General features: G+C 64.8%; 26 protein-coding genes and 1 pseudogene. 14 read left to right on the top strand and 13 right to left on the bottom strand.

The features are described from left to right. Window positions 1-38: 38 nt before the first annotated feature. The 3 genes from ASC68_RS02055 to ASC68_RS02045 all read right to left on the bottom strand — a co-directional run bounded on the left by ASC68_RS02055 (window position 39) and on the right by ASC68_RS02045 (window position 2,266). On the bottom strand, window positions 39-554 hold the full coding sequence (locus ASC68_RS02055; RefSeq protein ID WP_055873998.1) for a hypothetical protein: 516 nt from the start codon (window positions 552-554) through the stop codon (window positions 39-41). A 113-nt stretch (window positions 555-667) separates the two neighbouring features. Beyond that, the gene (locus ASC68_RS02050; protein WP_082527829.1) at window positions 668-1,282 is read right to left on the bottom strand and encodes an HD family hydrolase; all 615 of its coding nucleotides are present in this window, start codon (window positions 1,280-1,282) and stop codon (window positions 668-670) included. 165 nt (window positions 1,283-1,447) lie between these two features. Beyond that, window positions 1,448-2,266, bottom strand: coding sequence for a folate-binding protein YgfZ (locus tag ASC68_RS02045; RefSeq protein ID WP_055873995.1), 819 nt, complete (start codon window positions 2,264-2,266; stop codon window positions 1,448-1,450). Window positions 2,267-2,311: 45 nt separating this feature from the next. Between ASC68_RS02045 and ASC68_RS02040 the strand changes: the two genes are divergently transcribed. After that, on the top strand, window positions 2,312-3,634 hold the full coding sequence (locus ASC68_RS02040; protein ID WP_055873992.1) for a dihydroorotase: 1,323 nt from the start codon (window positions 2,312-2,314) through the stop codon (window positions 3,632-3,634). A gap of 165 nt (window positions 3,635-3,799) precedes the next feature. Here ASC68_RS02040 and ASC68_RS02035 read toward each other — a convergent pair whose 3' ends face one another. The 3 genes from ASC68_RS02035 to ASC68_RS02025 form a co-directional block, all read right to left on the bottom strand. Continuing rightward, complete coding sequence (locus ASC68_RS02035) at window positions 3,800-4,081, bottom strand: hypothetical protein (RefSeq protein ID WP_055873989.1); 282 nt, start codon at window positions 4,079-4,081, stop codon at window positions 3,800-3,802. Between the two features lie 157 nt (window positions 4,082-4,238). Next, window positions 4,239-4,610, bottom strand: a complete 372-nt coding sequence (locus ASC68_RS02030) for a TIGR02301 family protein (protein ID WP_055873986.1) — start codon at window positions 4,608-4,610, stop codon at window positions 4,239-4,241. 32 nt (window positions 4,611-4,642) lie between these two features. Beyond that, window positions 4,643-5,047 (bottom strand): NUDIX domain-containing protein, encoded by a 405-nt coding sequence (locus ASC68_RS02025; RefSeq protein WP_055873983.1) that lies wholly within the window; start codon window positions 5,045-5,047, stop codon window positions 4,643-4,645. Between the two features lie 67 nt (window positions 5,048-5,114). Between ASC68_RS02025 and ASC68_RS02020 the strand changes: the two genes are divergently transcribed. Next, window positions 5,115-5,870: an SOS response-associated peptidase gene (locus ASC68_RS02020; RefSeq protein WP_055873979.1), complete on the top strand. Its 756-nt coding sequence runs from the start codon at window positions 5,115-5,117 to the stop codon at window positions 5,868-5,870. Here ASC68_RS02020 and ASC68_RS02015 read toward each other — a convergent pair. The 6 genes from ASC68_RS02015 to ASC68_RS01990 form a co-directional block, all read right to left on the bottom strand. Beyond that, window positions 5,867-6,424: a hemerythrin domain-containing protein gene (locus tag ASC68_RS02015; protein ID WP_055873976.1), complete on the bottom strand. Its 558-nt coding sequence runs from the start codon at window positions 6,422-6,424 to the stop codon at window positions 5,867-5,869. The two genes, ASC68_RS02020 and ASC68_RS02015, sit on opposite strands and share 4 nt — an antisense overlap. A gap of 308 nt (window positions 6,425-6,732) precedes the next feature. Then, window positions 6,733-7,917, bottom strand: coding sequence for a succinylglutamate desuccinylase/aspartoacylase family protein (locus ASC68_RS02010; RefSeq protein WP_055873974.1), 1,185 nt, complete (start codon window positions 7,915-7,917; stop codon window positions 6,733-6,735). A gap of 223 nt (window positions 7,918-8,140) precedes the next feature. Beyond that, window positions 8,141-9,166 carry a helix-turn-helix domain-containing protein gene (locus tag ASC68_RS02005; protein WP_156387215.1) on the bottom strand — a complete coding sequence of 342 codons (1,026 nt, stop codon included), beginning with the start codon at window positions 9,164-9,166 and terminating at the stop codon, window positions 8,141-8,143. Between the two features lie 320 nt (window positions 9,167-9,486). Continuing rightward, window positions 9,487-10,461 (bottom strand): AraC family transcriptional regulator, encoded by a 975-nt coding sequence (locus ASC68_RS02000; RefSeq protein WP_055873967.1) that lies wholly within the window; start codon window positions 10,459-10,461, stop codon window positions 9,487-9,489. A gap of 202 nt (window positions 10,462-10,663) precedes the next feature. Then, window positions 10,664-11,089, bottom strand: coding sequence for a hypothetical protein (locus tag ASC68_RS01995; protein ID WP_055873964.1), 426 nt, complete (start codon window positions 11,087-11,089; stop codon window positions 10,664-10,666). Between the two features lie 103 nt (window positions 11,090-11,192). Then, the gene (locus tag ASC68_RS01990; protein ID WP_055873961.1) at window positions 11,193-11,513 is read right to left on the bottom strand and encodes a hypothetical protein; all 321 of its coding nucleotides are present in this window, start codon (window positions 11,511-11,513) and stop codon (window positions 11,193-11,195) included. A 406-nt stretch (window positions 11,514-11,919) separates the two neighbouring features. Here ASC68_RS01990 and ASC68_RS01985 point away from each other — a divergent pair. The 9 genes and pseudogenes from ASC68_RS01985 (at window position 11,920) to ASC68_RS01945 (ending at window position 20,672) form a co-directional block, all read left to right on the top strand. Further along, window positions 11,920-13,294 (top strand): annotated as a pseudogene (locus ASC68_RS01985) (basic amino acid/polyamine antiporter). A gap of 18 nt (window positions 13,295-13,312) precedes the next feature. After that, window positions 13,313-14,548, top strand: coding sequence for an arginine deiminase (gene arcA, locus ASC68_RS01980; protein WP_055873957.1), 1,236 nt, complete (start codon window positions 13,313-13,315; stop codon window positions 14,546-14,548). Between the two features lie 448 nt (window positions 14,549-14,996). Next, the gene (locus tag ASC68_RS01975) at window positions 14,997-16,028 is read left to right on the top strand and encodes a helix-turn-helix domain-containing protein (RefSeq protein ID WP_055873954.1); all 1,032 of its coding nucleotides are present in this window, start codon (window positions 14,997-14,999) and stop codon (window positions 16,026-16,028) included. Between the two features lie 51 nt (window positions 16,029-16,079). Beyond that, complete coding sequence (locus ASC68_RS01970) at window positions 16,080-16,337, top strand: helix-turn-helix domain-containing protein (RefSeq protein ID WP_055873951.1); 258 nt, start codon at window positions 16,080-16,082, stop codon at window positions 16,335-16,337. 389 nt (window positions 16,338-16,726) lie between these two features. Beyond that, window positions 16,727-17,659, top strand: coding sequence for a glycine betaine ABC transporter substrate-binding protein (locus ASC68_RS01965; protein ID WP_055873948.1), 933 nt, complete (start codon window positions 16,727-16,729; stop codon window positions 17,657-17,659). Continuing rightward, window positions 17,656-18,336 carry a L,D-transpeptidase gene (locus tag ASC68_RS01960; RefSeq protein ID WP_055873945.1) on the top strand — a complete coding sequence of 227 codons (681 nt, stop codon included), beginning with the start codon at window positions 17,656-17,658 and terminating at the stop codon, window positions 18,334-18,336. The genes ASC68_RS01965 and ASC68_RS01960 overlap by 4 nt, the downstream gene beginning before the upstream one ends. Window positions 18,337-18,344: 8 nt before the next feature. Further along, entirely contained in the window at window positions 18,345-18,659 is a 315-nt protein-coding gene (locus tag ASC68_RS01955; protein ID WP_055873942.1) for a hypothetical protein, read from the top strand. 49 nt (window positions 18,660-18,708) lie between these two features. Continuing rightward, window positions 18,709-19,185: a hypothetical protein gene (locus tag ASC68_RS01950; RefSeq protein WP_055873941.1), complete on the top strand. Its 477-nt coding sequence runs from the start codon at window positions 18,709-18,711 to the stop codon at window positions 19,183-19,185. 197 nt (window positions 19,186-19,382) lie between these two features. Beyond that, window positions 19,383-20,672 (top strand): amidohydrolase family protein, encoded by a 1,290-nt coding sequence (locus tag ASC68_RS01945; RefSeq protein ID WP_244488385.1) that lies wholly within the window; start codon window positions 19,383-19,385, stop codon window positions 20,670-20,672. A gap of 191 nt (window positions 20,673-20,863) precedes the next feature. Here ASC68_RS01945 and ASC68_RS01940 read toward each other — a convergent pair whose 3' ends face one another. Then, window positions 20,864-22,279: an FAD-binding oxidoreductase gene (locus tag ASC68_RS01940; protein WP_055873938.1), complete on the bottom strand. Its 1,416-nt coding sequence runs from the start codon at window positions 22,277-22,279 to the stop codon at window positions 20,864-20,866. Between the two features lie 108 nt (window positions 22,280-22,387). Between ASC68_RS01940 and ASC68_RS01935 the strand changes: the two genes are divergently transcribed. From ASC68_RS01935 to ASC68_RS01925, 3 genes are read left to right on the top strand one after another with little or no spacing between them, the layout of a single operon-like run. Continuing rightward, window positions 22,388-23,200 carry an SDR family oxidoreductase gene (locus ASC68_RS01935; protein ID WP_055873935.1) on the top strand — a complete coding sequence of 271 codons (813 nt, stop codon included), beginning with the start codon at window positions 22,388-22,390 and terminating at the stop codon, window positions 23,198-23,200. Window positions 23,201-23,250: 50 nt separating this feature from the next. Continuing rightward, the gene (locus tag ASC68_RS01930; protein WP_055873932.1) at window positions 23,251-23,880 is read left to right on the top strand and encodes a histidine phosphatase family protein; all 630 of its coding nucleotides are present in this window, start codon (window positions 23,251-23,253) and stop codon (window positions 23,878-23,880) included. Between the two features lie 23 nt (window positions 23,881-23,903). Further along, the gene (locus ASC68_RS01925) at window positions 23,904-24,452 is read left to right on the top strand and encodes a GNAT family N-acetyltransferase (protein ID WP_244488386.1); all 549 of its coding nucleotides are present in this window, start codon (window positions 23,904-23,906) and stop codon (window positions 24,450-24,452) included. Window positions 24,453-24,739: the final 287 nt, after the last annotated feature.

Here is a 24,739-nt window from a genome sequence, read left to right as displayed (position 1 = left end):
GAAGGGACGGCTGCCGACGCAGCCAACGGTGAGGATGCTCAGCAATAAACGCTGTCCTTGAGCGTCACGCAGTTGCCGTCCTCGCTGGTCGGCAGGCCATCGAGCGGGATGATCGAGATGAACGAGTCGGCTCCATCAGGCGCACTCGACACCCACTGGCGGCCGCTCCAGTACCACAGGAGCGCCGTTGGCGACGGCCTGGGTTCCTTGATGATCCCGGGATACTGGATATGCGGACTGGCAAGCCCGTCGGTGGAATAGACGCCGGTCGCCGTTTCCATGACATTGACGAAGGTGCTGTGCCCGTAGCCGATCTTGCGGACCACGGTTTCCCGGATCGGCTCGACGGAAACGCCCGGCTGAACATAGTAGCTCCAGCGCATCAGCCGGTCGGGGTCGAAGGCTGGCGGCCATACCTCGTTGGGCGTGCTGAGCAGCGTCTTCATCGGCTCTTCTTCCGCCACTGCCCGCGGCAGGACGTTCGGCAGCAACAGCAGCAATGCCGCCCCCAGTCCGATTGCTCCCCCAAGCATGATCGTCTTGGTCGCGTCCATGGCCGTTCTCCGGTCGGTTTGTTAACCAACCATCAACCATGACGCCGGAAGGCGTGTCAAAATGGAACAGTGATTAAGGTAAATTTAACCAGGGCAATCCGCCGGACCGGCCCTCAGGGCAGCTCGGCGGCCAGCTTTTCGACGACCTCGACGAAGCGGTCATAGGCCTCGCGGGTGGGCCACGGGCGGATCAGCTTTTCGAACGGCTCGAACTCGAACACCGGGAATGTCGGCTCGCCGAAATAGCGGCGGGCCTCCTCGGCCTCGAACCCGGCAAGGTGCGTCGCCTCGAGGAAAGCCGCCTCGCGGTCGGCGCGCTTGATCTGCTTCTGCAGCGCCGCCGGGGGCGTCGCCGGCAGGGAGAAGCGCAGATAGACCGCGCCAAGCAGCCGGTTTTCCACCTCCTTGTAATTGCCGCCCATCGCCGCCTTGAACGGCGAGATGATGTCGCCCATCACATATTCGGGCGCATCATGCAGCACCGCGTAGAGCAGGGCGCGCGGCTCGGCATCGCGGTTCAGCGCGCGATAGAGCTCCAGCACCAGCACCGAATGCTGCGCCACCGAGAACGGATAGTCGCCGATGGTCTGGCCGTTCCAGCGAGCGACGCGGGCGAGGCCATGCGCGATGTCGCTCAGTTCGACATCAAGCGGCGACGGATCGAGGATATCGAGTCGCCTGCCCGACAGCATACGCTGCCACGCCCGCTCCTTGCCACGCGCCATCATCGTTCCCCGTGTTCCGAAGCAAGGGAACGTAGTGGGAACGGGGCTGATTCGCGAGTTGGATGGCTAGAGCGAGATCAGGAAAGGTTGCAGACCTTTCCGGTTCGATCTCGCGGCAAAACAAACGACTTGGAGCAGGAGTGCGATTCAACGAAACGCAATCCTGCTCTAGTCCTCGGCCGACGTTTCGCCGAACTGATAGTTGGCCCAGGGCGGCAGGGTGACCGTCACCGGCTTGCCGTCGACGGTCACAGCAGCGGGATCGGTAATGCGGTCGAGCCGCAGAATGGCGACGGCGCGACCATCGACCACCTCGCCGATCGGGCCGGCATCGCGCCCGCCTGCAACCACCGCCGTGCCGGCCGGGGCATCGATGCCAGTAACGATCACCGGGCGGCGGCGGGCGGTGCCGCGGTGCTTCATTCGGCTCACCACTTCCTGGCCGATATAGCAGCCCTTGATGAAGTCGATGCCGTCGAGCAGGTCGAGCCCGATATCGTGGGCAAAATTCTGGTCGATGCCGAAGTCCGGGCCCTCTTCCGGAATGCCGGCGCTGATCCGATGCGCCGCGAACCTGTCGTCGGCCGGCAGCCAGCCGGTCGTGGCGGTAGTCTCGGCGATAACCCGTTCGCCGAGCCCGCGCGGGTCGGCATGGACGATCCCCTCGGCCCAGCCGTCAAAGCTCCAGCCCACCGCGTGTGTTTGCCTGAGGTCGTCGATCTCCACCTGGGCACGCAGCCGGTAGAGCTTCATCTTCTTCAAAAACGCATCGGCCACCGAGGCATCGACATCGAGCCAGAAGGCGTCCTCGGCCCAGCCGCTCAGCCCCTCGGCCTGCACCTTGCCCTGCGGCGACAGCAGCGCCCACCACACGGCGGGACCCGGTTCGGCCAGCAATCGCCCGGTCACCACGTCGAACAGCAGTTTCTGCGCCTCGGGACCGGAAAACCGGAAGGCGGCACGGGACGGACGGAGGATTGTGGGCATGGGATGGTTCCGCTACACCCGCCGAAAGGCAGGCGGACTAGAGACATGGCGCAGTACGAGACGATCTTCAAGAACGGCACGGTGGTGAACCATGACGGGGTGCACCAGACCGACATCGCAGTCAGCGACGGGCGCATCGTCGCGCTGGGTGATCTCGGCGCGGCGTCGGCCGGCGAAGCGATCGACTGTACGGGCCTCCATGTCCTCCCCGGCGTCATCGATACCCAGGTGCATTTCCGCGAGCCGGGTCTGACCCATAAGGAAGATCTCGAATCCGGTTCGCTCTCGGCGGTGATGGGCGGCGTCACCGGGGTGTTCGAGATGCCCAACACCAACCCTCTGACCACCACACGCGAAACCTTTGAGGAAAAGATCCGCCTCGGCACCCGCCGCATGCATTGCGATTTCGCCTTCTATATCGGCGGCACCCACGACAACGTGGCGCAGCTGCCCGAACTGGAGCGCCTGCCCGGCTGCGCCGGGGTGAAGGTGTTCATGGGGTCCTCCACCGGCTCGCTGCTGGTGCCTGATGATGACGGGGTCGAGGCGATCCTCACCGCCATCTCTCGCCGCGCTGCCTTCCATTCCGAGGATGAGTATCGGCTCGAGGAGCGCAAACCCTTGCGCGTGCCCGGCGATCCCTCTTCGCACCCGGTGTGGCGCGACCCAGAGGCGGCGCTGCTCTCAACCCGTCGGCTGGTGGCCCTGGCGCGCAAGACCGGCAAGCGCGTCCACATCCTCCACATCTCGACCGCCGAGGAGATGGTGTTTCTGGCCGCGCACAAGGACGTGGCGAGCGTCGAGGTGACCCCGCACCACCTGACGCTGGATGAGACCGCCTATACCCGCCTCGGCACCTACGCGCAGATGAACCCGCCGGTGCGCGACAAGGCGCATCGCGACGGCATCTGGGCCGGGGTGCACAATGGCGTTGCCGACGTGCTCGGCTCTGACCATGCACCGCACACCCGCGAGGAAAAGGACCATCCCTACCCGCAGTCGCACTCCGGGATGACCGGCGTGCAGACGCTGGTGCCGATCATGCTCGACCATATCAATGCCGGGCGGATGAGCCTCGAACGCTTCGTCGATATGTCGAGCCACGGGCCGAACCGGCTGTTCGGCATCGCCAATAAGGGACGGATCGCCGTGGGTTATGATGCCGACCTGACGGTGGTCGACCTGAAGCGGCGCGAAACCATCACCAACGCTTGGGTGAAAAGCCGCGCCGGCTGGACGCCTTATGATGGCGTGACCGTCACCGGCTGGCCGGTGGGGACGATCGTGCGCGGCAACAAAGTGATGTGGCAGGGCGAGCTGGTGACCCCGAGCATCGGCCAGCCGATGCGGTTTCTGGAAGCGCTTTAGGCGGACGCTCCTGCCGTCGTCATCTCGGCGCGGAGCCCACAGATGCATACGGGCGAGCCCACCCACCGAGTTTGAGGAACTTGCGGAGCGTCGTCCGTGCGCCGGCGCGACCCCGTCGGGGCGTTGGCACCATCCCCGCACCGTGGTGCCGGGCCCTCGCGAACGTCACTGCAGCGAGCGGCTGAGGCTGTATTCGCCGGCCTGGATACGGTCGGGCAGGGTGGCGATCAGCTCGGCGATCGCCGTCTCTCCATGGTGCTCGACCAGCGAGGTGATCGCGGCGAACAGCGAAGCATGCGCCAGCGCCTGCGTGGCGATGCCGTCATCCTCGGCAGTGTTCCAGGCCTCGGCGATGTACTCGAGCGCCACCTGGCGCTCTTCGCGCTCCGCCTCGGCGAGACGCTCGATGCTGCCATTGTCGCCCTTGAGGGTCTTCGAGAGTTTCATAGTCTCGGCCCTAGCACGACCCGACCGACGGCGCGCCCCATCCGTCTCCAAAAGGTTAATATGCACTCTGCAATTATTGTTAACCGGCAGCGCGCTTCAGGAAAAGTTGTGAGACTTTTCTCCCTCGAACGCGCGACAAAAACTAGGGCGCCAGGCGCTATTCGGCGTAGCGCGAATGGATATCGCGGGCGGTTTTCTCGGCTTCGACCAGCAGGCGCGACATCGCCTGCTCCGCCGACACCGTGCACACCCGGTAGAGCCGCGCATAGGCCTCGTAGCCGGAGTTGAAGGCGCCGGTCAGCCGTTGCTTGCGGTCGTCGTCCGGCTCGTCGAGCGCGATCAGGTCGGCCATTTCGCCGCGCCAGTCGGAGCTGGCGCTGGGCTTGCACAGCGGATTGAGGAAATAGAGGCTGCCGAGGATCTCGGAGAGCCGCTCCATCTCGGCCTGGTAGGGCGGATCGATGGCGCGCGCCGGCGCCGCCGCCAGCAGCAGGGCAATCAGAGCAAAGCAAAGCGGGCGGAGGCGCATGGCTTGACCTTTATGTGAAACGCCGGGCTGCCTCAACTGCGATCGAAGACCCGGAACGCGCCGGCCACCACCTCGCCGAGGTCGGGCGTCGTGTGCATGCCGCCGATCTCGTCGAGCCGCACCCAGCGCCAGGCGCTGACTTCGTCGGAGGCGACGATCTCGCCCTCGAACGCCTCGGTGGCATAGACCTGCAGCACGAAGCGTCCCTCGCTGAGCAACATCCGCTTGATCGGGTGCAGCCGCCAGACGCTGAGACCTACCTCTTCCAAGATCTCGCGCTCGGCCGCCTGCTCGGGTGTTTCGCCCGCCTCGAGCCGTCCGCCCGGCAGGCTCCACATGCCGAAATACGGCTTTCTGGCGCGCTGGATCAGCAGCACCTTGTCGCGATCGATCAGGGCGACGCTGGCGGCATTGGGAGGCTGTCGGGACTCGGGCATAACCCGATGATTGTGGTTTGTCCTCGCCGCGGCAAGTAACTAACTAAGCGGTGAAGGAGAGCCCTCAATGTGCGGTCGTTACGCCACCACCCTGCCGCCAGAGATGCTGGTCGAGCTGTTCAACCTGCTCAACCAGATCGATTTTCCGCCGCGCTACAACATCACCCCGACCCAGCCGATCGCCGTAGTCTGGGAGCAGTCGGGGCGCCGTACCATCCAGCTGGTGCGCTGGGGGTTCGTGCCGAACTGGGTGAAGGATCCGCGCGAGTTCTCGCTGTTGATCAACGCCCGGGCCGAAACCATGGCGGAAAAGCCGTCCTTCCGCGACGCGGTGCGCCACTCGCGCTGCATCGTGCCGGCCTCGGGCTACTATGAATGGATGAAGGGGCCGGATGGCAAGCGTCAGCCCTACTACATCACCATGGAGGACGATTCCCCCATGATCTTCGCCGGGCTCTATTCGAACTGGGCGGGCCCGAACGGCGAGGAGATCGATACCGCCTGCATCGTCACCGTCGAGCCCAATCTCGAGATCAGCTCGGTCTATGACCGGATGCCGGCGATGCTGACCGGCGACGCCGTCGACATGTGGCTCAATACCCGCGATTTCGATATCGCCGCCGCCCGCCAGCTGGCTTTGCCGTTGCCGCCGGGATCGCTGAAATACCATCCGGTGGGCAAGGCGGTCGGCCGCGCCGACGCCGACGGCCCCGAGCTGATCCGCCCGATCAGCCCCGAAGAGGCGGAGGCCGAAGCGGCAGCGGCAGCAAAGCCCAAGAAGAAAGTCGCCGCCGGCGGCAGCGGGCAGCTCGACCTGTTCTAGAACAGCTCGAAATAGCCCAGTGCGTCGCCGATCGCCTCTTCCTCGTAGCCGAGATGGCTGAGCAGCACCCGCTCGAGGGCCCGGTAGATCTCGAGCGTATCGGCGAAGCGGCCTGGACCGGGGGCGGCAGCGAGTTCGCCAAGCGTATCGATCAGCCGCACCAGCAACTGGTGCACCACCACGTGCTCGGCCCGTAGCCGGTCGGCGATCGCCTTGAAGCCGGCGCCCTGCGCGGCAATGGCCGGGAACACCGCCTCGTCCTCGATCGAGTGGTGAACATTGACGATGTTGCAGTGCTGACCGCAGAGGTTGCCGAAGCGGCGGTAGTTGGCGACCATGGCGAGGTCGGCCGCCTCGTCGGTCGCGGTTTTGGCGCCAACCTCGCCCGCGGCGGCACGCTCGATCAGCACCGCCAGCGTCTTCATGTTGTCGCGCAGGTGATCGTGCACCTCCTTGAGGTGCAGTCCGGGCGCGCGCTGCGCCTCGGTCAGGCCTTTGAGCCTGATGGGCGCGGGCCGGGTGGCGTCGTCGAGAAATCCGATATCGAGCAGCATGGCCGTCAGATGGGACGCCTGGCATGAGCCGTCAACAAGGCACCCAAAAGTGCCTCAGGAAACAGCCCGTCATAAGGTGTCACCCCGGCGCGGGCCCATATCCGCTAAGTTAGAGGATACCTACTGCCCTCATGCAGCGCCTATCGGCGAACTTGCCGCCCGGCAGTGCCCCAAACTCGGTGTCATCCCTGCTTTCGCAGGGATGACAGCCGGTGGGTGGGCACGATCGTAACTTACCGCGTATGAGCGCAGGCCGGGCCCAGCCCGAGTCTCTCTGCCTGTCGAGGCGTTGAAGACGGGGCGGACGGTTACTCGACGATGGCATCGCCGCCGACCGGGGTGGCGCTGTCGAACACAATGAAGACGATCGGGGTGCCTTCTTCCGCCGTCGCGTCGGTGCGGCGTGCTCCGACTTCGCCGCCACGCGGCGTGGTGTACTCGGCAACGACCTCCCCGAAAGTGTTGCGCTGGATCGCGACTTTCTGCCCTTCGACCACCACCTCGTTGAGTTCCACCAGCAGTTCGACAAAGCCGCCATGTGTGGTCAGGATCGGCAGCATGCCGTCGGCGATGAAAACGCCGGAATCCGCCCCGGTCCGCCCCATTGGCCCGGTGATGATGCCGTGGTGCTTGAGCACGTTCAGCGTGCCTTCGACGAACAGCTCGATCATCGCATGGTCGAATATCCTGGGCTTGCCGATCTCCGGGGTGAGGGCCGGAATGCCGGCGTCGATCAGCGCATTGGCGAGCAGGCCGACCTCACCGAAATTGTCGAAGATCTGGTCGATCGGGAACAGTTCCGCCATCGCTCGGACATCGGGCTGATCCATCCGCGCCAGGTGGAAGGCCGTGGCGTCCATCGCGGTCGCGGCAGTGTGGAAATCCAGTCCATAGTCGAGGTTCGGCCGCAACAGCCGGTTGAACACCAGGCCCGCGTGCCGGGTCGAGGCCTCCGGAGCATTCTCGTTGCCCGGAAACGCCCGGTTGATGTCGATAAGGTCCATGCCACGGCCCGAACTGTGCCAGCGCCGCGACATTGCCTCCACCGCCGGACGCGACAGGTCGAACACGGCGATCACCGAGCCGGACATCTGTGCCGGGTCGAGCTGGTTCATCACCGTCTGCAGGGTGTGTATCGGGCTCATTTCATCGCCGTGGACACCACTGATCAAACCAAGCCGCTTCCCTGGTGCCGCACCCTTGGCCACCATCACCGAGACGTACCAGTGCTGCCCCGTGGGCATCTGCGCGCCGCGGAAATAGAAGCTGTGCTTGCCGGGCTCGAGATCGGAAATATCGAGCGCCGTGATCACCTGCTTGCCATCGATGATATCGCCGGTGAACGCGGTGCCAGCTGCGCCGGAGGTCTCCGGCTTGGCGCCTGCGTCCTGCGCCTGGGCCGTTCCCGCGATCAGCGCCGCCGCGCCAAGTGCGCCCACCGATGCGAGCATGAAGTCGCGCCGATCAATCTCGTCATTGCGCCTGTTGGTCATAGTTCCGATCCTTCTCTTACAAAGATCACGCAAAGTCCGACGCATTTAGAGCGAAGCACCGAAGCTCCGAAAGCCCTTCGACCTGCCCGTCTGCATTTGGAGACGGACGGACAACTTCTTGGACTCTCGGCACATCCGCCGGCACCCGGCAGCGACTATGCGGGCTGGCTTGGCACCGCTCGTGAGTCTCGGCCTCATCCGACCTCAGGCTTGCCCTGGACAACTAGTAGTTGCTGAATAGAAGCTCGCGCAGGGTCGACGCGTCAGTCGGTCGCGCCGACACGACACCGCGCAAGCCACCAGCACGCGCCTCGCTGGGCGAAACGCCGAACTCTTTCTTGAACATGCGGCTGTACGCGGAAGCGTCCCAAAAGCCCCACTGCTCGGCAATGATGGAGATCGGTCGTCGATCGGAACTATTCTCCAACGCATCGCGCGTCTTTCGCAGACGCTCGCGCCGGATATGCGTCGAAACGCCCCCGATTGGTTCGAAAATCCGGTACAACCTGGAGCGGGAAACACCGATCTCGCGGCAGATCAAGCTTGGCGTCAACGCCGGATTTGCCAGGTGCTCCTTGATGATCCGACAAGCTCGACTCATTATTGCGGCCTCGATCGGGCGCTGCGCCTCGGCGGCATGATCCCGTGTAGGCGCCAGGCATGCGGCGAGCAGGCTGGTGCTCGCTTCGCCGATATGCGCCACGTCGGTACTCCTCAGACCGGGAAGCGAACGAAACAGCAGAGTCAAATATTCCATCAGAAAACGTTTGGCCTGATCTCGAAGCACGACGCGAGAGGATTGGATGGTTTGCAGGTTGCGCGGCACGAACAGGGCAAGGTGGTCGCTCGTTTCTGATCGTCCCGCGAACGGGTCTGCGAGCGAGTGCAAGCTCAAAGCATCAATGCTCGAGCCGCTCCGGTGCCGGGTGCGTGGCAGCGTCAGGTGCAGGCACCAACTGTCTATCGTTGGGCGCCGCAAGTTCTGCCAGGCAAACGAGACCTCGGGCGTGCTTAGGTAAATCAAGGTCGATCGCCCAAAGCTCCACGCCCTTTGGCGCGCCAGAAATGGCCGGGGAGCGAGTTGGGCTGGCTTGACCTCGGCTAAGCCGGCGTACCAGCTGCGGAAGAGCTCGAACTGCTCGGCGGGGGGCGCGGCAGCTGTGTCCATCTCGATGGAGCACGGTAGCCGATCGCTCTCGAGCGGTCTGTTGGTTGAAGGCAGCGCAGCAACTGGAGCGAGATCGAACAACAAGGCCGTCCTCTGTTGGCAGGCCGAGCGATAGTTCACCACCGCCTGGTCGCCTGCCGCTTGCTTACAGATCTCATGGACGCCTGGGGGCTGGGTTGCCTCGCAACGAGCGGCGTCAATGAGGTCGCGTCGCCAGAGTCCTCCACGCGCCGACCAATCTCTATCCGCTTTCCGACACGTGGAATGACCACCATCCGCGCCATCGAGGCGCAGGACGAGTTTGGGTTGGCAGTCCCGAAGGAGCCGACGCGCGGCACGTTGTTGCTGATCAGGGCGCGCACCGCCGCGTCGTGCCTGAGCCGCTCATGGGTCGGGGTCGATCAATCAGGCATTCTCGCCCAGAAGCGTCGCCGTGTTTCACTGGGCGAGCATCCGAACAGTGCGGCGTAAGCTCCGGCAAAACGGCCAAGGTGCCAGAAACCGAAACTCATGGCGATTTCGGTGATCGAGAGGCGATCGCCGTCGGTCAGGATGAGGCCGTGCGCGGCCCGCAACCGCCTCTGCCGCTCGTAGGCGCGAGGGCTGAGCCCCAGGTGATCCTGAAATGCGCGCTCGAGCATTCGTTCGCCAACGCCCAGCACTGTGCACACCGTACTGATCGAAACCGGAAGGTGCGGCCTGGCCTCCAGGATGGCGAGGGTTGCGTCAACGACAGCGCGCCGTTCGTTTGAGTTGAGCGGGCGCGTGAGCGGGTGCTCCGCGTGGGAGAGCATGAGCGCGAGCGCGGCACCTGCCTCGCTGGCCGCGACCGCCAAGCCGGCGCTGAGGTCATAGCCGCGCTGCGCGGCAACTTCCGCGTATCCTGCCGTTCGCAGCAACTTGTGCTGAAGCTCAAGTTCGGCGGCCGGAGCGAAAGGTTGCTCACGCACCCCGGGCATCAACCAGCCTGGACGATGCCGTTCGGGCGACCCGGCGCACAGCGCATCGAGCGTCGCGCCGCGCAGACCGATCCGCATGAGGCGATAGCTGCCGGGCATCTCGAGCTTGAATTCTGTGCCCGGACCCAGGATCCGCAGTTGGGGGATTTGGCTTGGCTGCCCGTTGAAGGTCGTGCCTTCCCCCCAGATGAACACCGCCGTCAGCGCGTCGTCACCGATCGCTCCTGACATTGCAATGCCGCCCTTGTCTCGCAGGTCGAGTACGAAGGCATCGGCATAGTCGATTGTCGCCATGCGCGATGCATGCGTTCGCGCTCCGATCTGCTGAATATGGAACTCGGCATCGGGGTCGGTTTCGCGGGAGCGCGCCACGACGGAGTTGTACTTGCGCGCGTACCAGTTCGGCGCCTCCAACATTCGTGGCCCCACAAGTGTCACCCCGCGTGGGAGAAACCCGACAGGACAGGCTGCTCAGCGCAAGCTGCCTTTTCGGCATCCCAACTCGCCCAGCATATCGCCACCCGCAACCGGGGAGAAGCGCCTCAGTCCTGGCGATTCGGGTGGCCTTGGCACGTCCGCTGTGCTGCGGCCAGGCTCGACGCGACGAGGGATCGCTTGGTCAACCGGCCGGATCAAGGTCTCCGAGCGGCGCCGGCTGCTGCTCGGCAGCCTTCAGGACCGTCAGGACCGACGCCATCAGCGCGGCGAACAGGCCCGAGAAGAACCCGAGCACGGGGCCATTCAGCACGTTCCAGATCAGCCCCAGGTCGTGCGTCGCCAGCCCACCGGCGAGGGCGATCACCACCGATATGAAGATCAGTGAGGGCGAACCGGCGGGCACCGCCACCTGCGGGAACACCTTGGCAACGTAGCGGCGCGCCCACAGTTCGACCGCGATGGCAGCCAGTGCCGCGAGCACGGCGAGGCTGCGCCGCTCGGCAATAACCGTGTCGAACAGCGCACCGAAGAGCAGGCCGACCAGTACCCCGATCACGACTGCACAGATAATGTAGATCGAGGCGTAACCGCCTTGTCGTGCTGCCATTTGTTCACCCGATAGCTAGAGATGGTTGTGGTCGATCCTGACGGTGTCACGCCGTCGGCGAGCAACGCGCGGCGCGATAGGACGCTGGGCGTTGGTGCGATGCTCAGCCACCCGTGCACGCCGACGGCGCGGCCCTGCCGACGCCCCACATCAGCCGCCCCTGGATGATGGTCAGCGTCAGCCTGCCGTTCGAATAGGTCGTGCCGTCCAGCCCCATGGCGGGCAGTTCCACCTCGGCCGCATCGTCTACCGATACCGAGGCGCGATCACCCAGGAGGCGGACCGCCAGGCGCGTCCCGTCCTCGCAGGTGTAGGTGCTGACAGGGTAAGGGTTGCCCACGCCGATCGACGCGCCCGACGCCGACTGCTCGAGACTTGCAATCATCAGGATACTGATCGCCGCGATGGCTGGATTTCTCAACATGATGGCCTCCGAACAGGGCGATCGCAGGGATGGCGCGACTAGCCTGCTCCAGCGTCGGGGTTCCAAAATCGACAGCAGAACATCCCTAGCGCCAACGGTGTCGCCGAGTAATTGGGGTGGCGTCCCATTCCTTGCGATGGCGTCTCGAACTTCGCTCGGCTTGCACCGCTCGATGTGAACTCGAGGAGACCCCGGGCCGGGCGGTCAGCTGGCGCGACGCGAACCGACGATCTTGGGACGAAACGATCAGCGTTGGGACGCGGGCCCATTCTCGCGCTGCTGCGCGGCGGTATTGTCCAAGCCTCGATAGGTCGAGCGCAACTCCGTTTGCGCCGCACCGCGGCTCCAGGGGGTACCATTGGCCGACGTCAACAAGGGCAAGCTGTCGCTCGCGGCACTCACGGCGATGGTCGTCGGGTCGATGGTGGGGGCGGGGATATTCAACCTGCCTGGACGATTTGCCACCGCCACGGGGCCCTTCGGCGCCATCATCGCCTGGCTTATCGCCGGCACCGGCATGTACATGCTCGCCCGGGTTTTCCAGGCGCTTGCCGAGAAGCGCCCCGACATCGATTCCGGCGTATTCGGGCTTCGGCGACTATATGGGGTTCCTCTCGGCCTTCGGTTACTGGCTCGGCAGCTGCCTCGGCAACGTCTTCTACTGGGTGCTGATCGGCTCGACGCTTGGCCGCTTCTTTCCCGAGATCTTTGGTGACGGCAGCAGCGTCATTGCGATCGTCGTCTCGTTGATCGGCATCTGGTCGTTCCACTTCATGATCCTGCGCGGTGTCGAGCAGGCGACCTTCATCAACACCATCGTCACCATCGCCAAGATCGTGCCGATCATCGTGGCGATCCTGCTGTTCATCGTCTTCTTCAACTTCGACCAGTTCGCCGAGAATTTCTTCGGCGGTGTCGGTATGCCTGAAAAGAGCCTTGTCGCGCAGGTGCGTGACACCATGCTCATCACCATCTTCGTGTTTCTCGGAATCGAAGGCGCAAGCGTCTACTCGCGCTTCGCCAAAAAGCGCGCCGACGTCGGAACGGCAACCATCCTGGGCTTTGTGGCGGTGACCGGGCTGATGGTCGCCGTGACGTTGTTTCCCTACGCCACGGCTCCCCGGGCCGCCATCGCCGGCGTCGCCAATCCATCGTTGGCCGGTGCGCTCGAGCTCGTCGTCGGACAGTGGGGGGCGGTGTTCATTTCCATCGGCGTGCTGATCTCGGTGCTTGGCGCCTACCTCGCCTGGTCGCTGATTTGCGCCGAGGTGATGTTCGCCGCTGCCAAGTCGAAGGACATGCCCAAACTGTTTGCGGCGCAGAACGCCAACGGCGTTCCTGCCAATGCCTTGTGGCTGACCAACATCGTCGTCTCGCTGTTCGTCGTCTCGACCTACTTCTCGCGCGATGCATTCAACTTCATGCTCGACATGACGAGCGTTACCGCGCTGCTGCCCTACCTGCTCGTCGCCGGCTACGGCGTACTGATCGCCCGGCGTGGCGAGGGCTACGAGGCCGGGTCGCGCGAGCGGCTGCGGGATCAGGTCATTGCCTGGCTGGCCGTGCTCTACACGCTGTTCATGTTCGTGGCCGCGGGGCTCAAGTACGTCCTGCTGGTGGCCGTGCTGTTCGTTCCCGGCACCATCATTCTCTACATCTGGGCCCGCCGCGAACAGCAGGCCCGGCTGTTCACGCCGGTTGAACTGGGTGTGTTCGGGGTCACCGTTGTGGCTGCTGCCATCGGGATCTACGGCCTGGTCACCGGCATCATCACCCCCTGAGATCGAGGAACTTCAATCATGCAAACCTCCTTCGGCGTGCATTCCGAAGTCGGCCAGTTGCGCAAAGTCATGGTTTGCGCACCCGGCAAGGCGCACCAGAGATTGACGCCCTCCAACTGCGATGACCTGCTGTTCGACGACGTGCTCTGGGTCGATGTCGCCAAGCGCGACCACTTCGATTTCATCAACAAGCTGCGCGATCGTGGTGTCGATGTGGTCGAGATGCACAATCTGCTCGAAGAGACAGTGGCGCTTCCAGACGCGAGGAAATGGATTCTCGACAACCAGGTCACGGCCAATCAGGTTGGCCCCGACCTTGTCGACGAGGTCCGTTCCTATCTCGAGGGCCTCTCGAGCCGGCAGTTGGCCGAGACGTTGATCGGCGGCCTCTCCACTTATGAGTTCCCCGACACCCATGGCGGCGGCATGATGGAGCTGGTCCGCGATGCCGCTGGCGTCAACGAATACCTGCTGCCGCCGCTCCCCAACACGCTCTACACGCGCGACACCACCTGCTGGATCTATGGCGGGGTGACGCTGAACCCGCTCTACTGGCCGGCCCGCAAGGAAGAGACGATCCTCACCTCGTCGATTTATCGTTTCCATCCCGATTTCGCCGGCCAGGTCAATGTGTGGTGGGGCGATCCGACCAAGGATTGGGGCCTGTCGACGCTCGAAGGCGGCGACGTCATGCCCATCGGCAAGGGCAACGTGCTGATCGGCATGAGCGAGCGCACTTCGCGGCAAGCCATCGCCCAGTTGGCTCAGGCGCTGTTCGATCAGGGTGCTGTCGAGCGCGTGATCATCGCCGCCATGCCCAAGCTCCGCGCCGCCATGCACCTCGACACGGTCTTCACCTTCGCCGACCGCGACTGCGTGCTGATTTACCCCGATATCGTCGACAAGATCGAATGCTTCTCCTACCGACCGGACGGCAAGGGCGGTATCGAGCTCAGCAAGGACAAGGGGCTCGTCGAGACGGTGCGCGAGTCCCTCGGCCTCAGGGAGCTTCGCGTCGTGGAGACCGGCGGCAATGACTACACCCGCGAGCGCACGCAGTGGGACTCAGGGGCCAACCTCGTCTGCGTCTCGCCGGGCGTCGTTTTCGCCTACGACCGCAACACCTATGCCAACACGCTGCTGCGCAAGGCCGGCATCGAGGTGATCACCATCGCCGGCGCCGAACTGGGCCGCGGGCGTGGCGGCGGCCACTGCATGACCTGTCCGATCATCCGCGATGCAGTCGACTACTGACGCGAGTTGCTTGCCGGCTGCCGTGCGAACCGTCGGCGCGAGCGGCGCCCAGACGCTTGCGAACGTTTGGTGGCGACCAAACTGGGGCTATCGGCGTGAGGCCCGCTCTGAACACCAGGCAGCAACCTCCGGCCCCAAGCAACGGGACCGACCCGCTCAACTAGTCCGGTAACAGCCACCGCGGCTCCGGGAAACGAACGAAGAATGGGATCCACCGTCAACAGGCGGGATTCCATGCACATCCGGGCGCTCGCGGTTCTCGATAATGCTAGATCGTTCCGTTGCACGGCGAACGAACCACAACAGTTAAATAAATCAAATGCGATTGTGCGAAAGTGTACATTCGAAAATGTAGATAAAGCCGGCGAACACGCGCTCACTTGCCGCCGGCTCGCCGCTCGTGCATTCTGCAATCGCTGAATACTACTTGTGCGGCAAGAGTGCAGCAATGAACCAGGCGATCACGAATCTCACGGCGCATGTTCCGCGGCACGCCTTTACGACGGCGGATATTGCGTCGAACCTGCAGGCGGAAGCGTGGCAATCGATTGTGCCATTTCTGTCGATTGAGCCTCGACGCCCGCGAGAACTGGGTTTTCTGGGTCGGATCACCGCCTGGAACCTGGGCTCCCTGGTGCTGGCCCGCGCGACGACGCAGGCGAGTATTTTCGCGCGCGATGATCGTTTGCTTCGGGCCGATGGGTTCGATCATTGGACCTTATGCGCGCCCTCGAGCGGCACCATCGTTGCTGATGGAGGGGCCGCCGTGGCGGGAGCCGGTGGTTGTCAGGTTCGGGCGCTGCACCGGGATGACCGCGGCTCCAATAGCGATATCGATGTCTTGTTTCTCGTCGTTCCGCGCGACCTCTGCCATCCCCACGCATCAGAACTCGATCGGTTGCATGGAACCAACCTTCCGGCTGGTCCTGGCAGGTTGCTGGTAGATTATCTGCGATCGCTGTACCGGCAGTTGCCACTGCTGGATGTGGACCAACTGCCCATGTTGGTCGACGCCACTCGCAATATGATCGTCGCCTGTGCGGCTCCCAGCCGAAGTGCGATGGAGCAGGCCATGCCCGCCATCCAGGCGACGCAAATAGAGCGGGCAAAGCAGTTCATCCGTGACAACCTGCTTCAGCCGCGCCTCGATACGAGGGAACTCTGCCGCTATCTGGGGATGTCGCGAAGCTCGCTGTACCGCCTGTTTGAACCTCTGGGTGGGGTGGCGCGATATATTCGATCGGCGCGGCTGCTGGATGCGCACCGCGCGCTGTCAACGGCGAGCGATACCCGGCCGGTCTACGCGATCGCGCGCGAGCGGGGCTTCGATGACCCTTCCGAGTTCAGCCGGGCCTTCAAGCACCAGTTCGGGTACAGCCCCTCCGAAGCGCGCTCCGAGTGGGTTCCGGCGCCGCACCCGCACAAGGCGCAGGCCGGTGCGGCATCCAATCTGGCCGAAGTCATCAGAGCCGTTTCCTAGGGCCGTCGGCAACCCGATCGGGATGCGCCAGGGATCTGCCCGAGCCACGGAGTGGCGCGATACATCCGCTCGGCCCGGCTGCTCGATGCGCACCGGGCATTGTCGACGCCAGGCGATACCCGGCCAGTCTACGCCATTGCACGCGAGCTGGGCTTCGACGACCCTTCCGAGTTCAGCCGGGCGTTCAAACATCAGTTTGGCTACAGCCCCACCGAGGCCCGCTCCGAGCGGGTTCCCGCGCTCAGCCCGCACAAGGCATCGGCGGGCGCTATCTCCAGCCTGGCCGAAATCTTGGCCGCGCTAGCCTGACACGCGACGATCTCACGGCCCTGACGTCGCAGCATTGGGCCGCTCTCGGCCGCGTGTGCGCTTTGTCTCATGGGTGCGGATCTGGCCGAACTACGCCTGCGGCAGGGGGAGCTTGCCGATGCTGACTCACGCCTTGGACCGACAGCACAGGATTGGGACGGAGGGCTATTCTCTTCCGCTCGCAACGGACAGTAGCGTTCGACGAAGGATGCGGCGCTGCTTCCACCTTTCCCAGGCCAAGGTCGCGGTGGCGCCTGTCGTGTGGCTAGCGTTGGGCGGGTGGGCAGTTGTCGGTGTGCATTTCGATAGGCCGTCGCCCCCGAAGCGGGGCCGCCATGAGCAACGCGGACCAACCGCACCGGTGCCTGCGATCATCGGTCGGAGGGCGCATGGGCGCTCTTGTGCTGATGGCGCTCATCACCTGCTCGACCGGGGTGGCTGCCGCCCAGGAGATCGTGGTCGGCATCACCGCCTGGCCCTCCGCCAAGGTCAGCGCCTATGTCATCGGTCAAGTACTGGCCGAGCGGACCGGGGTCACGCCTGTCTATGTCGAACGGGGCTCCGTCGGCCTGCTGACCTCGATCGCCCGGGGCGACATAGACGTCTACCCCGAATTATGGTCGCCAAACCTCGATGCCGCTGTCAGTCGGGCTGGGGCTGCCGTGACCGTCAGCACACGCTCAGTCACCGGCAAGCAAGGCATTTGCGCCACGCGGGCGGCCATAGATCAAACCGGCATCAAGGCCGTCTCGGACCTCACCAACCCCGATATCGCCGCCGCCTTCGATAGCGACGACGACGGCAGGGGCGAACTCTGGATCGGCGATGCCTCCTGGTTCTCGACCCAGGTGGAGCGGGTCAGGGCCAGAAGTGCCGGCTATGACCAGACCATGCAACTGCTGCAAGCGCCGGAAGACATGGCAATGGCGGCGGTCGACGCAAGCGTCGCCCTGGCGCAACCGCTGGTGTTCTACTGCTATTCGCCGCACCACGTGTTCGTCCTGCACGATGTGGTCATGCTGGCGGAACCGGCGTTCGACGCTGCGGCATGGCAGCTTGTCGCGCCGGCCGGCGACCCCGACTGGCTGGAACACTCGCGGGCCGAGACGGCTTGGGATGTGTCCTCGTTGTCGATCGCCTTCGCGACCAGACTTAAAACCGAGCTCCCGGCAGTGGCCGACATCCTCGGCAGGATCCAGTTCGAAGCCGAGGACATAGCCGGGATGAGCTACGTCTTGCAGGTCGAACGCAAGTCGCCGGAGGCTGCCGCGCATGAGTGGCTCGCCGAGCACCGCGCCCGAATAGACGGGTGGTTCGAATGAGTGTTGGCCCGTCACGGCGCCGGTTGCTCGAACTCGGCCTGGCAGGTCTGGCGGCGGGCTTGATTGGTGCGCCGGCGCAGGCACAGGCCATCTACTCGCAAATCTACGATGCGAAGCGGAAGAAGTGGATCGATTATGATCCGCGCCGGGCCCAGCAATACTATGCGGCTTATGGCTCAGTGCCGGAGGAATTCAAGCGACAGCTGGTTCCGTTCAGGACCGCCGAGAAACCTGGCACCGTCATCATCGATGGGGACCGGCACTTCCTCTACCTGGTGCAGCCGGAGTTTCAGGCGATCCGCTACGGCATCGGGGTGGGACGCGACGGTTTCGGCTGGGCCGGCATCGTCGCCATAGGCCGGATGGTCGAGTGGCCGACCTGGACGCCGCCCCCTGAGATGATTGCGCGTGATCCGAAGTCTGCACAGTGGGCCAATGGCATGCCGGGCGGCCCTGACAACCCGCTGGGTGCCCGCGCCATGTACCTCTACGAGGGCGGCAAGGACACCATTTACCGCATCCACGGGACAGCCGAACCCTGGTCTATCGGGCTCAACATCTCGTCCGGCTGCATCCGGCTCAACAACGACGACGTGACCGATCTCTACTCCCGGGTCGCCGTGGGGGCGAAGGTTGTCGTTCTCATGTCCGGCGCGGCCCTCTATCGCGGCGTCTAGGAGGTCACATGGCAGCATTTGCATTCCTGTTCAGGGGTATCGGCATTCCGGCGCTGCTGCTTGCCGCCGCGGCCTGCGCCTCGACCACGCCGCCGGCCGCCACCATCCGCTCCAGCGCGCTGACGGCGCCGGCTGATCTGCAACTGCTGTGCGCCAGCGAGGCAGCCAGCCGTTTCGGCGTTCCGGCCGATGGCGTCCTGCCGACCGCGTCGCGGCCGAGCGCCACCGGAACGGCGTTTGAAGTGGAGGTCAAGCTGCCAACCGGGCAGGCACTTTGCGTCATCGACCAGAATGGCAGCATCCAGTCACTCGCTCGCACCTGAGCGCGCCGTCAGACGACCGTGAAGGTGCTCAACAAGGAGGAACAAGACAATGTATCGCTTCATGAAATTGCTGCTCAGCGCCGTCCTGGTGCTTGCAGCGTTGCAGTCGCCGGCCGTGCTCGCCCAGGACGTTGCACCGCTGGTGATGGTCCCCGATCATCCGGTGGGTGTTCCCGTAAGCGGCTGCTTCCGTGCCAACCAGAACCTCTATGGCCCGTACCGGCTGACGTTCTGCCTGGAACGGCGCGGAACCTATCAAGTCCGCGGCGGCGGCGTGAGCTGCGACGGCCGCCTGACCTGGCGTACCTCTGGGCGTGACATCATCGTCGACCTGCAGCGCGCCTCCTGCAATCGCGGGCGCGCCTGGGAACGGGCTTCGATGGATTGCCGGAACTATGGCGGCCTGCTGGGGACCATCGGACGCGTCATCGTCGGCCAGTCGCCGCGCATCCGTACCCTGCGTTGCACCTATCACCCGACGGTGCGCGGCGAGAGACCTCGCACCTTCACCGCCACTCGCAACTGACCATCGGCGGGCACGGAGCCTACGGGCTCCATGCCCGCCTGAAGTGCCGGAACCAACACGACGGAGAGATGCAAGTGTCCAGAGCGTCAAATACCCCCCCAAGCCTCACGGCTCGGAAGCCGTTCCAGCCCCGGACGAGCGCGAAACTGCGAGCGCCGCTGGCAGGAGCTGGTCTGTTTGTCACCCTCGTTCTTGGCTTGGGCACCGCCTTCGCGCAGGACGCGGCGAGCAGCAGCGTGCTGTTCGAGAATGTAAGGGTTTTCGACGGCAAGGCTGATGCACTGACGGAGCCGACCAACGTGCTGGTCGAGGAAGGCAAGATCGCTGCCATCTCCGCCGCTCCGATCGACGCGAATGGCGCCAGTGTGATCGAGGGTGCTGGTCGCACGCTGATGCCCGGGCTGATCGATGCGCATTGGCACGCCATGCTCATCCGCTCGACCCCCGAGGAGGGCCTCAACAACGATGCAGGCTACACCACGCTGCTGGCGGCGGACGAGGCCAAGGCCACCCTGATGCGTGGCTTCACTACCGTACGCGACGTGGGCGGTCCGGTCTTCTCCCTGAAGCGGGCGATCGACGAGGGGCTCATCGATGGCCCCCGGATCTATCCATCGGGCGCTATCATCAGCGTTACCAGCGGCCATGGCGATTTCCGTCACCAGTGGGAGCTGCCGCGCCGGCCGGGTGAGCTGACCCGCATGGAAGAACTGGGCGTGGCGATGATCGCCGACAGTCCGGACGAGGTGCGCATGCGGGCGCGCGAGCAGTTGATGCTGGGCGCTTCGCAGGTCAAGCTGACGGCAGGCGGCGGTGTCGCGTCGCCGTTCAGCCCGCTCGATGCATCGACCTTCACGGCCGACGAACTGACGGCCGCGGTTGAGGCGGCGAGCAACTGGGGCACCTACGTCACCGTGCACGCCTATACCCCCGAAGCGATCGAGCGAGCGCTGTCGGTGGGGGTGAAGGTGATTGAGCACGGCCATCTGATGAACGAGGCGGACGCCAAGGCGATGGCCGAGAAGGGCATTTGGCTTTCGACCCAGCCGTTCGACGAGAGCTTCGAGGAGGGCGTCACGCTTCCTGAGGACAGCCGCGCGCGGCTGCGGCAGGTGATCACCGGCACCGACCGCATCTATGGCTGGGCCAAGCAGTACGGTATCAAGACCGCCTTCGGCACGGACATCCTGTTCTCTCCGGCGATGGCGCAATTGCAGGGACATATGCTCACGCTGCTGACGCGCTGGTATACGCCGGCCGAGGCCCTGGCCATGGCGACCGGCACCAACGGCGAATTGCTGCAGCTGACCGGGTTACGCAACCCCTATCCGGGCAAACTCGGCGTTGTCGAGGAAGGGGCACTCGCTGACCTGCTGCTGGTCGAGGGCGATCCGATCGCCAACATCAACCTCGTGGCCAACCCGGCGAACTTCGTGGTGATCATGAAGGACGGCAAGATCTACAAGAATACACTCCCCACCAACTAGCCGCTACTCGGTGCCCTCGCCCGACGTGGGGGGCAGGGCACCTCTTTTGCATCGCTGGCCTTGAGGCGTGCCAGCTCGACCTTGCTGGCAGTCGTCGCTTCCCTCCGCCGCAGCGCTACCGCGTCTGCCAGGAGGGGGGATTGAGGGAGGGGAGCTCGCCGTCGATGGCTTCGCTCCGTCGCTCCAGCTAGCTAAAGCACCTTGCCCGGGTTGAGGATTCCGTTGGGGTCGAGCGCCGCCTTGATCGCCTGCATCATCTCGAGCGCCACCGGGTCCTTCACCTGCCGCAGCAGGGCGGATTTCAGCTGCCCGATGCCGTGCTCGGCCGACACCGAACCGCCGAGCTTGCGCACCACTTCATAGACGGCCGCGTTGGCGTCGGCCTCGCGCGCCATGAAAGCCTTGGAGTCGGCGCCGGCGGGCTGGCTGAAGTTGAAATGGATATTGCCGTCGCCCATGTGGCCGAACGGGCAGGGCCGCACGCCGGGGATAGCGCGCTCCACTGCGGCGCTGCCCTCGGCGATCAGCTGCGGCACGGCGCCGATCGGCACCGAGACATCGTGTTTGATCGAGGCGCCTTCCTTCGATTGCACCTCGCTCATCTGCTCGCGTGCCGCCCACATCAAGGTGCGATCGGCCTCCGACTCGGCGACCACCGCATCGGCGACGAGGCCGCTGCCGAGCGCTTGTTCGAGCGCCGCCTGCAATGCGCCGGGCGCACCGCCTTTCATCCGGTTCACTTCGGCCAGCACATACCAGGGCGACAGGCTGGCGGTCGGGTCGCGCGGCAACAGGCCATATTTCAGCTGCAGGTCGATGCCGAACCGGTTCATCAGCTCGAACGCGGTGAGGCGCGAGCCGGCCCGCTCGCGCAAGAGGTAGAACAACTGCAGCGCCACGCCGGGATCGGCCACGTTGATCAGCGCCGTTTCCTGTGCCTCGGGGATCGGGAACAGCTTTACTGTCGCCGCGGTAATGAAGCCGAGCGTGCCTTCGGCCCCTACCAGCAGGTCCTTGAGGTCGTAGCCGGTATTGTCCTTCTTCAGCGCGTTGAGCCCGTTGTAGAGCCGCCCGTCGGCCAGCACCGCCTCGACCCCCAGCGTCAGCTCGCGCGCATTGCCATAGGCCAGCACCTGCACGCCGCCGGCATTGGAGCTGAGCACGCCACCGATACGGGCCGAGCCCTGCGACGCCAGCCACAGCGGGAAAATCGCCCCCGCGGCCTCCGCCACCTTATGCGCCTCTTCGAGGATCAGCCCGGCTTCCACCGTCATGTGCCCGGCTGCGGCATTGACTTCGCGCACCCGGTTGATGCGGGAGAGGTTGACGATCACCTCATTGCCGCTGAGCGGCACCTGGCCGCCGACCAGACCGGTATTGCCGCTCTGTGGCACCAGCGGCACCCGATGCTGGTTGGCCCAGCGGCAGATCGCCTGTAGCGCCGCGACGCTCCCCGGCAGCGCTACCGCCACTGCCGGCACGTGGAAGCGCTTGCGCGGCTCAGTCAGGTAACTCGTCATCTCCGCGGGATCGGCGAGCAGCGCGCCGCCATCGCCGACCAGCGGCTTCAGGGCGCGGACGATATCTTTGGCAGTGAGCGTGGTCATGGCGGGGGAAGATAGACCTGAGCGGGGTTGGCGCAAGGGCGAACTTGCCCGCTACCGGTCGCTATGCGACAAGCGGCGCCAACGAGACAATGAAGACGGAGCACGACGATGGCGCAGGGGCTGATGGCCGGCAAAAAGGGCCTGATCATGGGCGTGGCGAACAACCGCTCGATCGCCTGGGGCATCGCCAAGGCCCTCGCCGACCAGGGCGCCGAGATCGCCTTCTCCTACCAGGGCGAGGCGCTGAAGAAGCGCGTCGAGCCGCTCGCCGCCGAGATCGGCGTCACCACGCTGGTCGAGTGCGACGTGTCGAACGACGCGGCGATGGACGAGACCTTCCGGGTGCTCAAGGACAAGTGGGGGACGATGGATTTCCTCGTCCACGCCATCGGCTTTTCCAACAAGGATGAGCTCGAGGGCCGCTACATCAACACCAGCGCCGAGAACTTCGCGCTCACCATGAACATCTCGGTCTATTCGTTCACCGCCGTCGCCAAGCGCGCCGAGGCGATGCTGAACCCCGGTAGCTCGCTGCTGACGCTGACCTATTACGGCGCCGAAAAATACGTGCCGAACTACAATGTCATGGGCGTCGCCAAGGCCGCACTCGAGGCCTCGGTGCGCTACCTAGCGCATGACCTCGGCCCGCAGAACATCCGCGTCAACGCCATCTCGGCCGGCGCCATCAAAACCCTGGCGGCCTCCGGCATCTCGGGGCTCCGCACCATGCTGCACTTCCAGGAGAAGGCGGCGCCGCTGAAGCGCAACGTCACCCAGGAAGAAGTCGGCTCGGCCGCGCTCTACCTGCTCAGCGATCTCGCCTCCGGCGTCACCGGCCAGGTGCAGTATGTCGATTGCGGCTTCAACATCATCGGCATGCATGTCGACGATGAAGCCGACGCCGCTGCGCCCACCGCCTGATTTATCCTGGGGCTGCCGCAAGGCGGCCCCTTTCGTTTCCGAGCGTCGATATGTCCATCACCTGGCCTGAACTCTATTTCATCCGTCACGGCGAAACCGACTGGAACGCCGAGGGGCGCTACCAGGGGTCCAAGGACATCCCGCTCAACGATATCGGCCGCGGCCAGGCCGATCTCAACGGTAAGCTCTTGGTGCAGATCCTCGAGCGGGCCGGTCGCAGCCCGGCCGATTTCACCTGGCACGCTTCGCCGCTCGGCCGCACTCGCGAGACCATGGCCCGCGTCCGTTCGGCCTTCTCTGTGCCGCTGCCCGAGGTGGTCTTCGACCAGCGGCTGGTCGAGGTATCGTTCGGCATTTACGAAGGCCGGCTCCACACCGAGCTCAGTTCCGGCGAGATGGCGATCGCCGGCGAGCGCGACGCCAGCTTCTGGAATTTCCGCCCGCCCTCGGGCGAGAGCTATGAGGATGTGGCGCAGCGCATCTTGAGCTTTGCCACCGACACGCTCAAAGCGCCGGCGATCATCGTGGCGCATGGCGGGATCCTCAGGATTTTGCGCCGCCTGATCGAGGATTTTCCGGCCGAGCGCGCAGTGAACTGGTTCCCGCCGCAAGATTCGGTGGTGCATTTCATCGACGGCAAGAGCGTCGTCTATCCGGCTGGTCACAGCTGGGACGACTGAGCGGACGAGCTTGGGAGGCCACGTTGAAGAGCACCGGGAACGATCCGCCACCCCTGGCCGCCATCGCGATCCGGCCCTGGCTCGACACCGACTCGGCGGCTGAGCTGACCGAGCTGCTGCACCGCGCCTATGCGCGCCTCGCCGCGATGGGGCTGCGCTTCTGGGCGACGCATCAGAGTGCCGAGGTCACCGAGAAGCGTATCGCATCGGGCGAGTGCTTCGTCGCCGTCGCCGATGGGGTGATCTGCGGCACCATCCTCTTCCGCGATGCTTCCCGCACCAATGGCAGCCCCTGGTACGATCGATCCGACGTCGCCTCGTTCGGCCAGTTCGCGGTCGAGCCCGAGCTCCAGAGCCAAGGCCTCGGACGCCGGCTCATTGCCGATGTCGAAGACCGCGCCGCTGCTTCCGGCGCCCGGGAACTGGCGCTCGATACAGCGGAACCGGCAGTGCACCTCGTCGAGTGGTACACGCGCTTCGGCTACCGCTTCATCGAGCGCACCCAGTGGCAACACACCAACTATCGCAGTGTTGTGCTGAGCAAGACGCTTGTCGGCAGGCAGGGCGACTGAAGGGAGTCTCGGTTCCGGTTGAAGTCCTGAGCGGATGTCTTGGCATATGCCAAAGGGGTGGCCGTGACACAGCAGCAGCTTCGTACCGCCAGCATTTTCCGCAACTGTCGCAATCAGGTCGTGCGCATCCCTGTCGAGTTCGCCCGGTAACGGCGCCACCCAGGACGTTGGCCGAGCTGTTCAGCGAGTGGGAAGCCTTTCGCGAGTTCCCGGATGTCGATGACAGTTCGCTGCCGCCAGACCCCCGCACCCCGCTCGAATGACCCGGTCGAGAACTGGCTCGATTG

The sequence above is a fragment of the Devosia sp. Root105 genome (assembly GCF_001424865.1).
Taxonomy (GTDB): domain Bacteria; phylum Pseudomonadota; class Alphaproteobacteria; order Rhizobiales; family Devosiaceae; genus Devosia_A.
Note: the sequence above shows the minus strand (reverse complement) of the source record. Positions and strands in the feature narration are given on the sequence as shown.

Coding starts and splice junctions, on each gene's coding strand:
- ASC68_RS02025 (WP_055873983.1), bottom strand. CDS start 5,047: ATGCCCGAGTCCCGACAGCCTCCCAATGCCGCCAGCGTCGCCCTGATC.
- ASC68_RS02015 (WP_055873976.1), bottom strand. CDS start 6,424: ATGCTGCTCGATATCGGATTTCTCGACGACGCCACCCGGCCCGCGCCC.
- ASC68_RS01930 (WP_055873932.1), top strand. CDS start 23,251: ATGTCCATCACCTGGCCTGAACTCTATTTCATCCGTCACGGCGAAACC.
- ASC68_RS02055 (WP_055873998.1), bottom strand. CDS start 554: ATGGACGCGACCAAGACGATCATGCTTGGGGGAGCAATCGGACTGGGG.
- ASC68_RS01935 (WP_055873935.1), top strand. CDS start 22,388: ATGGCGCAGGGGCTGATGGCCGGCAAAAAGGGCCTGATCATGGGCGTG.
- ASC68_RS01990 (WP_055873961.1), bottom strand. CDS start 11,513: ATGTTGAGAAATCCAGCCATCGCGGCGATCAGTATCCTGATGATTGCA.
- ASC68_RS02030 (WP_055873986.1), bottom strand. CDS start 4,610: ATGCGCCTCCGCCCGCTTTGCTTTGCTCTGATTGCCCTGCTGCTGGCG.
- ASC68_RS02035 (WP_055873989.1), bottom strand. CDS start 4,081: ATGAAACTCTCGAAGACCCTCAAGGGCGACAATGGCAGCATCGAGCGT.
- ASC68_RS02020 (WP_055873979.1), top strand. CDS start 5,115: ATGTGCGGTCGTTACGCCACCACCCTGCCGCCAGAGATGCTGGTCGAG.
- ASC68_RS02040 (WP_055873992.1), top strand. CDS start 2,312: ATGGCGCAGTACGAGACGATCTTCAAGAACGGCACGGTGGTGAACCAT.
- ASC68_RS02050 (WP_082527829.1), bottom strand. CDS start 1,282: ATGATGGCGCGTGGCAAGGAGCGGGCGTGGCAGCGTATGCTGTCGGGC.
- ASC68_RS02010 (WP_055873974.1), bottom strand. CDS start 7,917: ATGACCAACAGGCGCAATGACGAGATTGATCGGCGCGACTTCATGCTC.
- ASC68_RS01940 (WP_055873938.1), bottom strand. CDS start 22,279: ATGACCACGCTCACTGCCAAAGATATCGTCCGCGCCCTGAAGCCGCTG.
- ASC68_RS01960 (WP_055873945.1), top strand. CDS start 17,656: ATGAGTGTTGGCCCGTCACGGCGCCGGTTGCTCGAACTCGGCCTGGCA.
- ASC68_RS02045 (WP_055873995.1), bottom strand. CDS start 2,266: ATGCCCACAATCCTCCGTCCGTCCCGTGCCGCCTTCCGGTTTTCCGGT.
- ASC68_RS01975 (WP_055873954.1), top strand. CDS start 14,997: ATGAACCAGGCGATCACGAATCTCACGGCGCATGTTCCGCGGCACGCC.
- ASC68_RS01965 (WP_055873948.1), top strand. CDS start 16,727: ATGGGCGCTCTTGTGCTGATGGCGCTCATCACCTGCTCGACCGGGGTG.
- ASC68_RS01955 (WP_055873942.1), top strand. CDS start 18,345: ATGGCAGCATTTGCATTCCTGTTCAGGGGTATCGGCATTCCGGCGCTG.
- ASC68_RS02000 (WP_055873967.1), bottom strand. CDS start 10,461: ATGTTGGAGGCGCCGAACTGGTACGCGCGCAAGTACAACTCCGTCGTG.
- ASC68_RS01950 (WP_055873941.1), top strand. CDS start 18,709: ATGTATCGCTTCATGAAATTGCTGCTCAGCGCCGTCCTGGTGCTTGCA.
- arcA (WP_055873957.1), top strand. CDS start 13,313: ATGCAAACCTCCTTCGGCGTGCATTCCGAAGTCGGCCAGTTGCGCAAA.
- ASC68_RS01995 (WP_055873964.1), bottom strand. CDS start 11,089: ATGGCAGCACGACAAGGCGGTTACGCCTCGATCTACATTATCTGTGCA.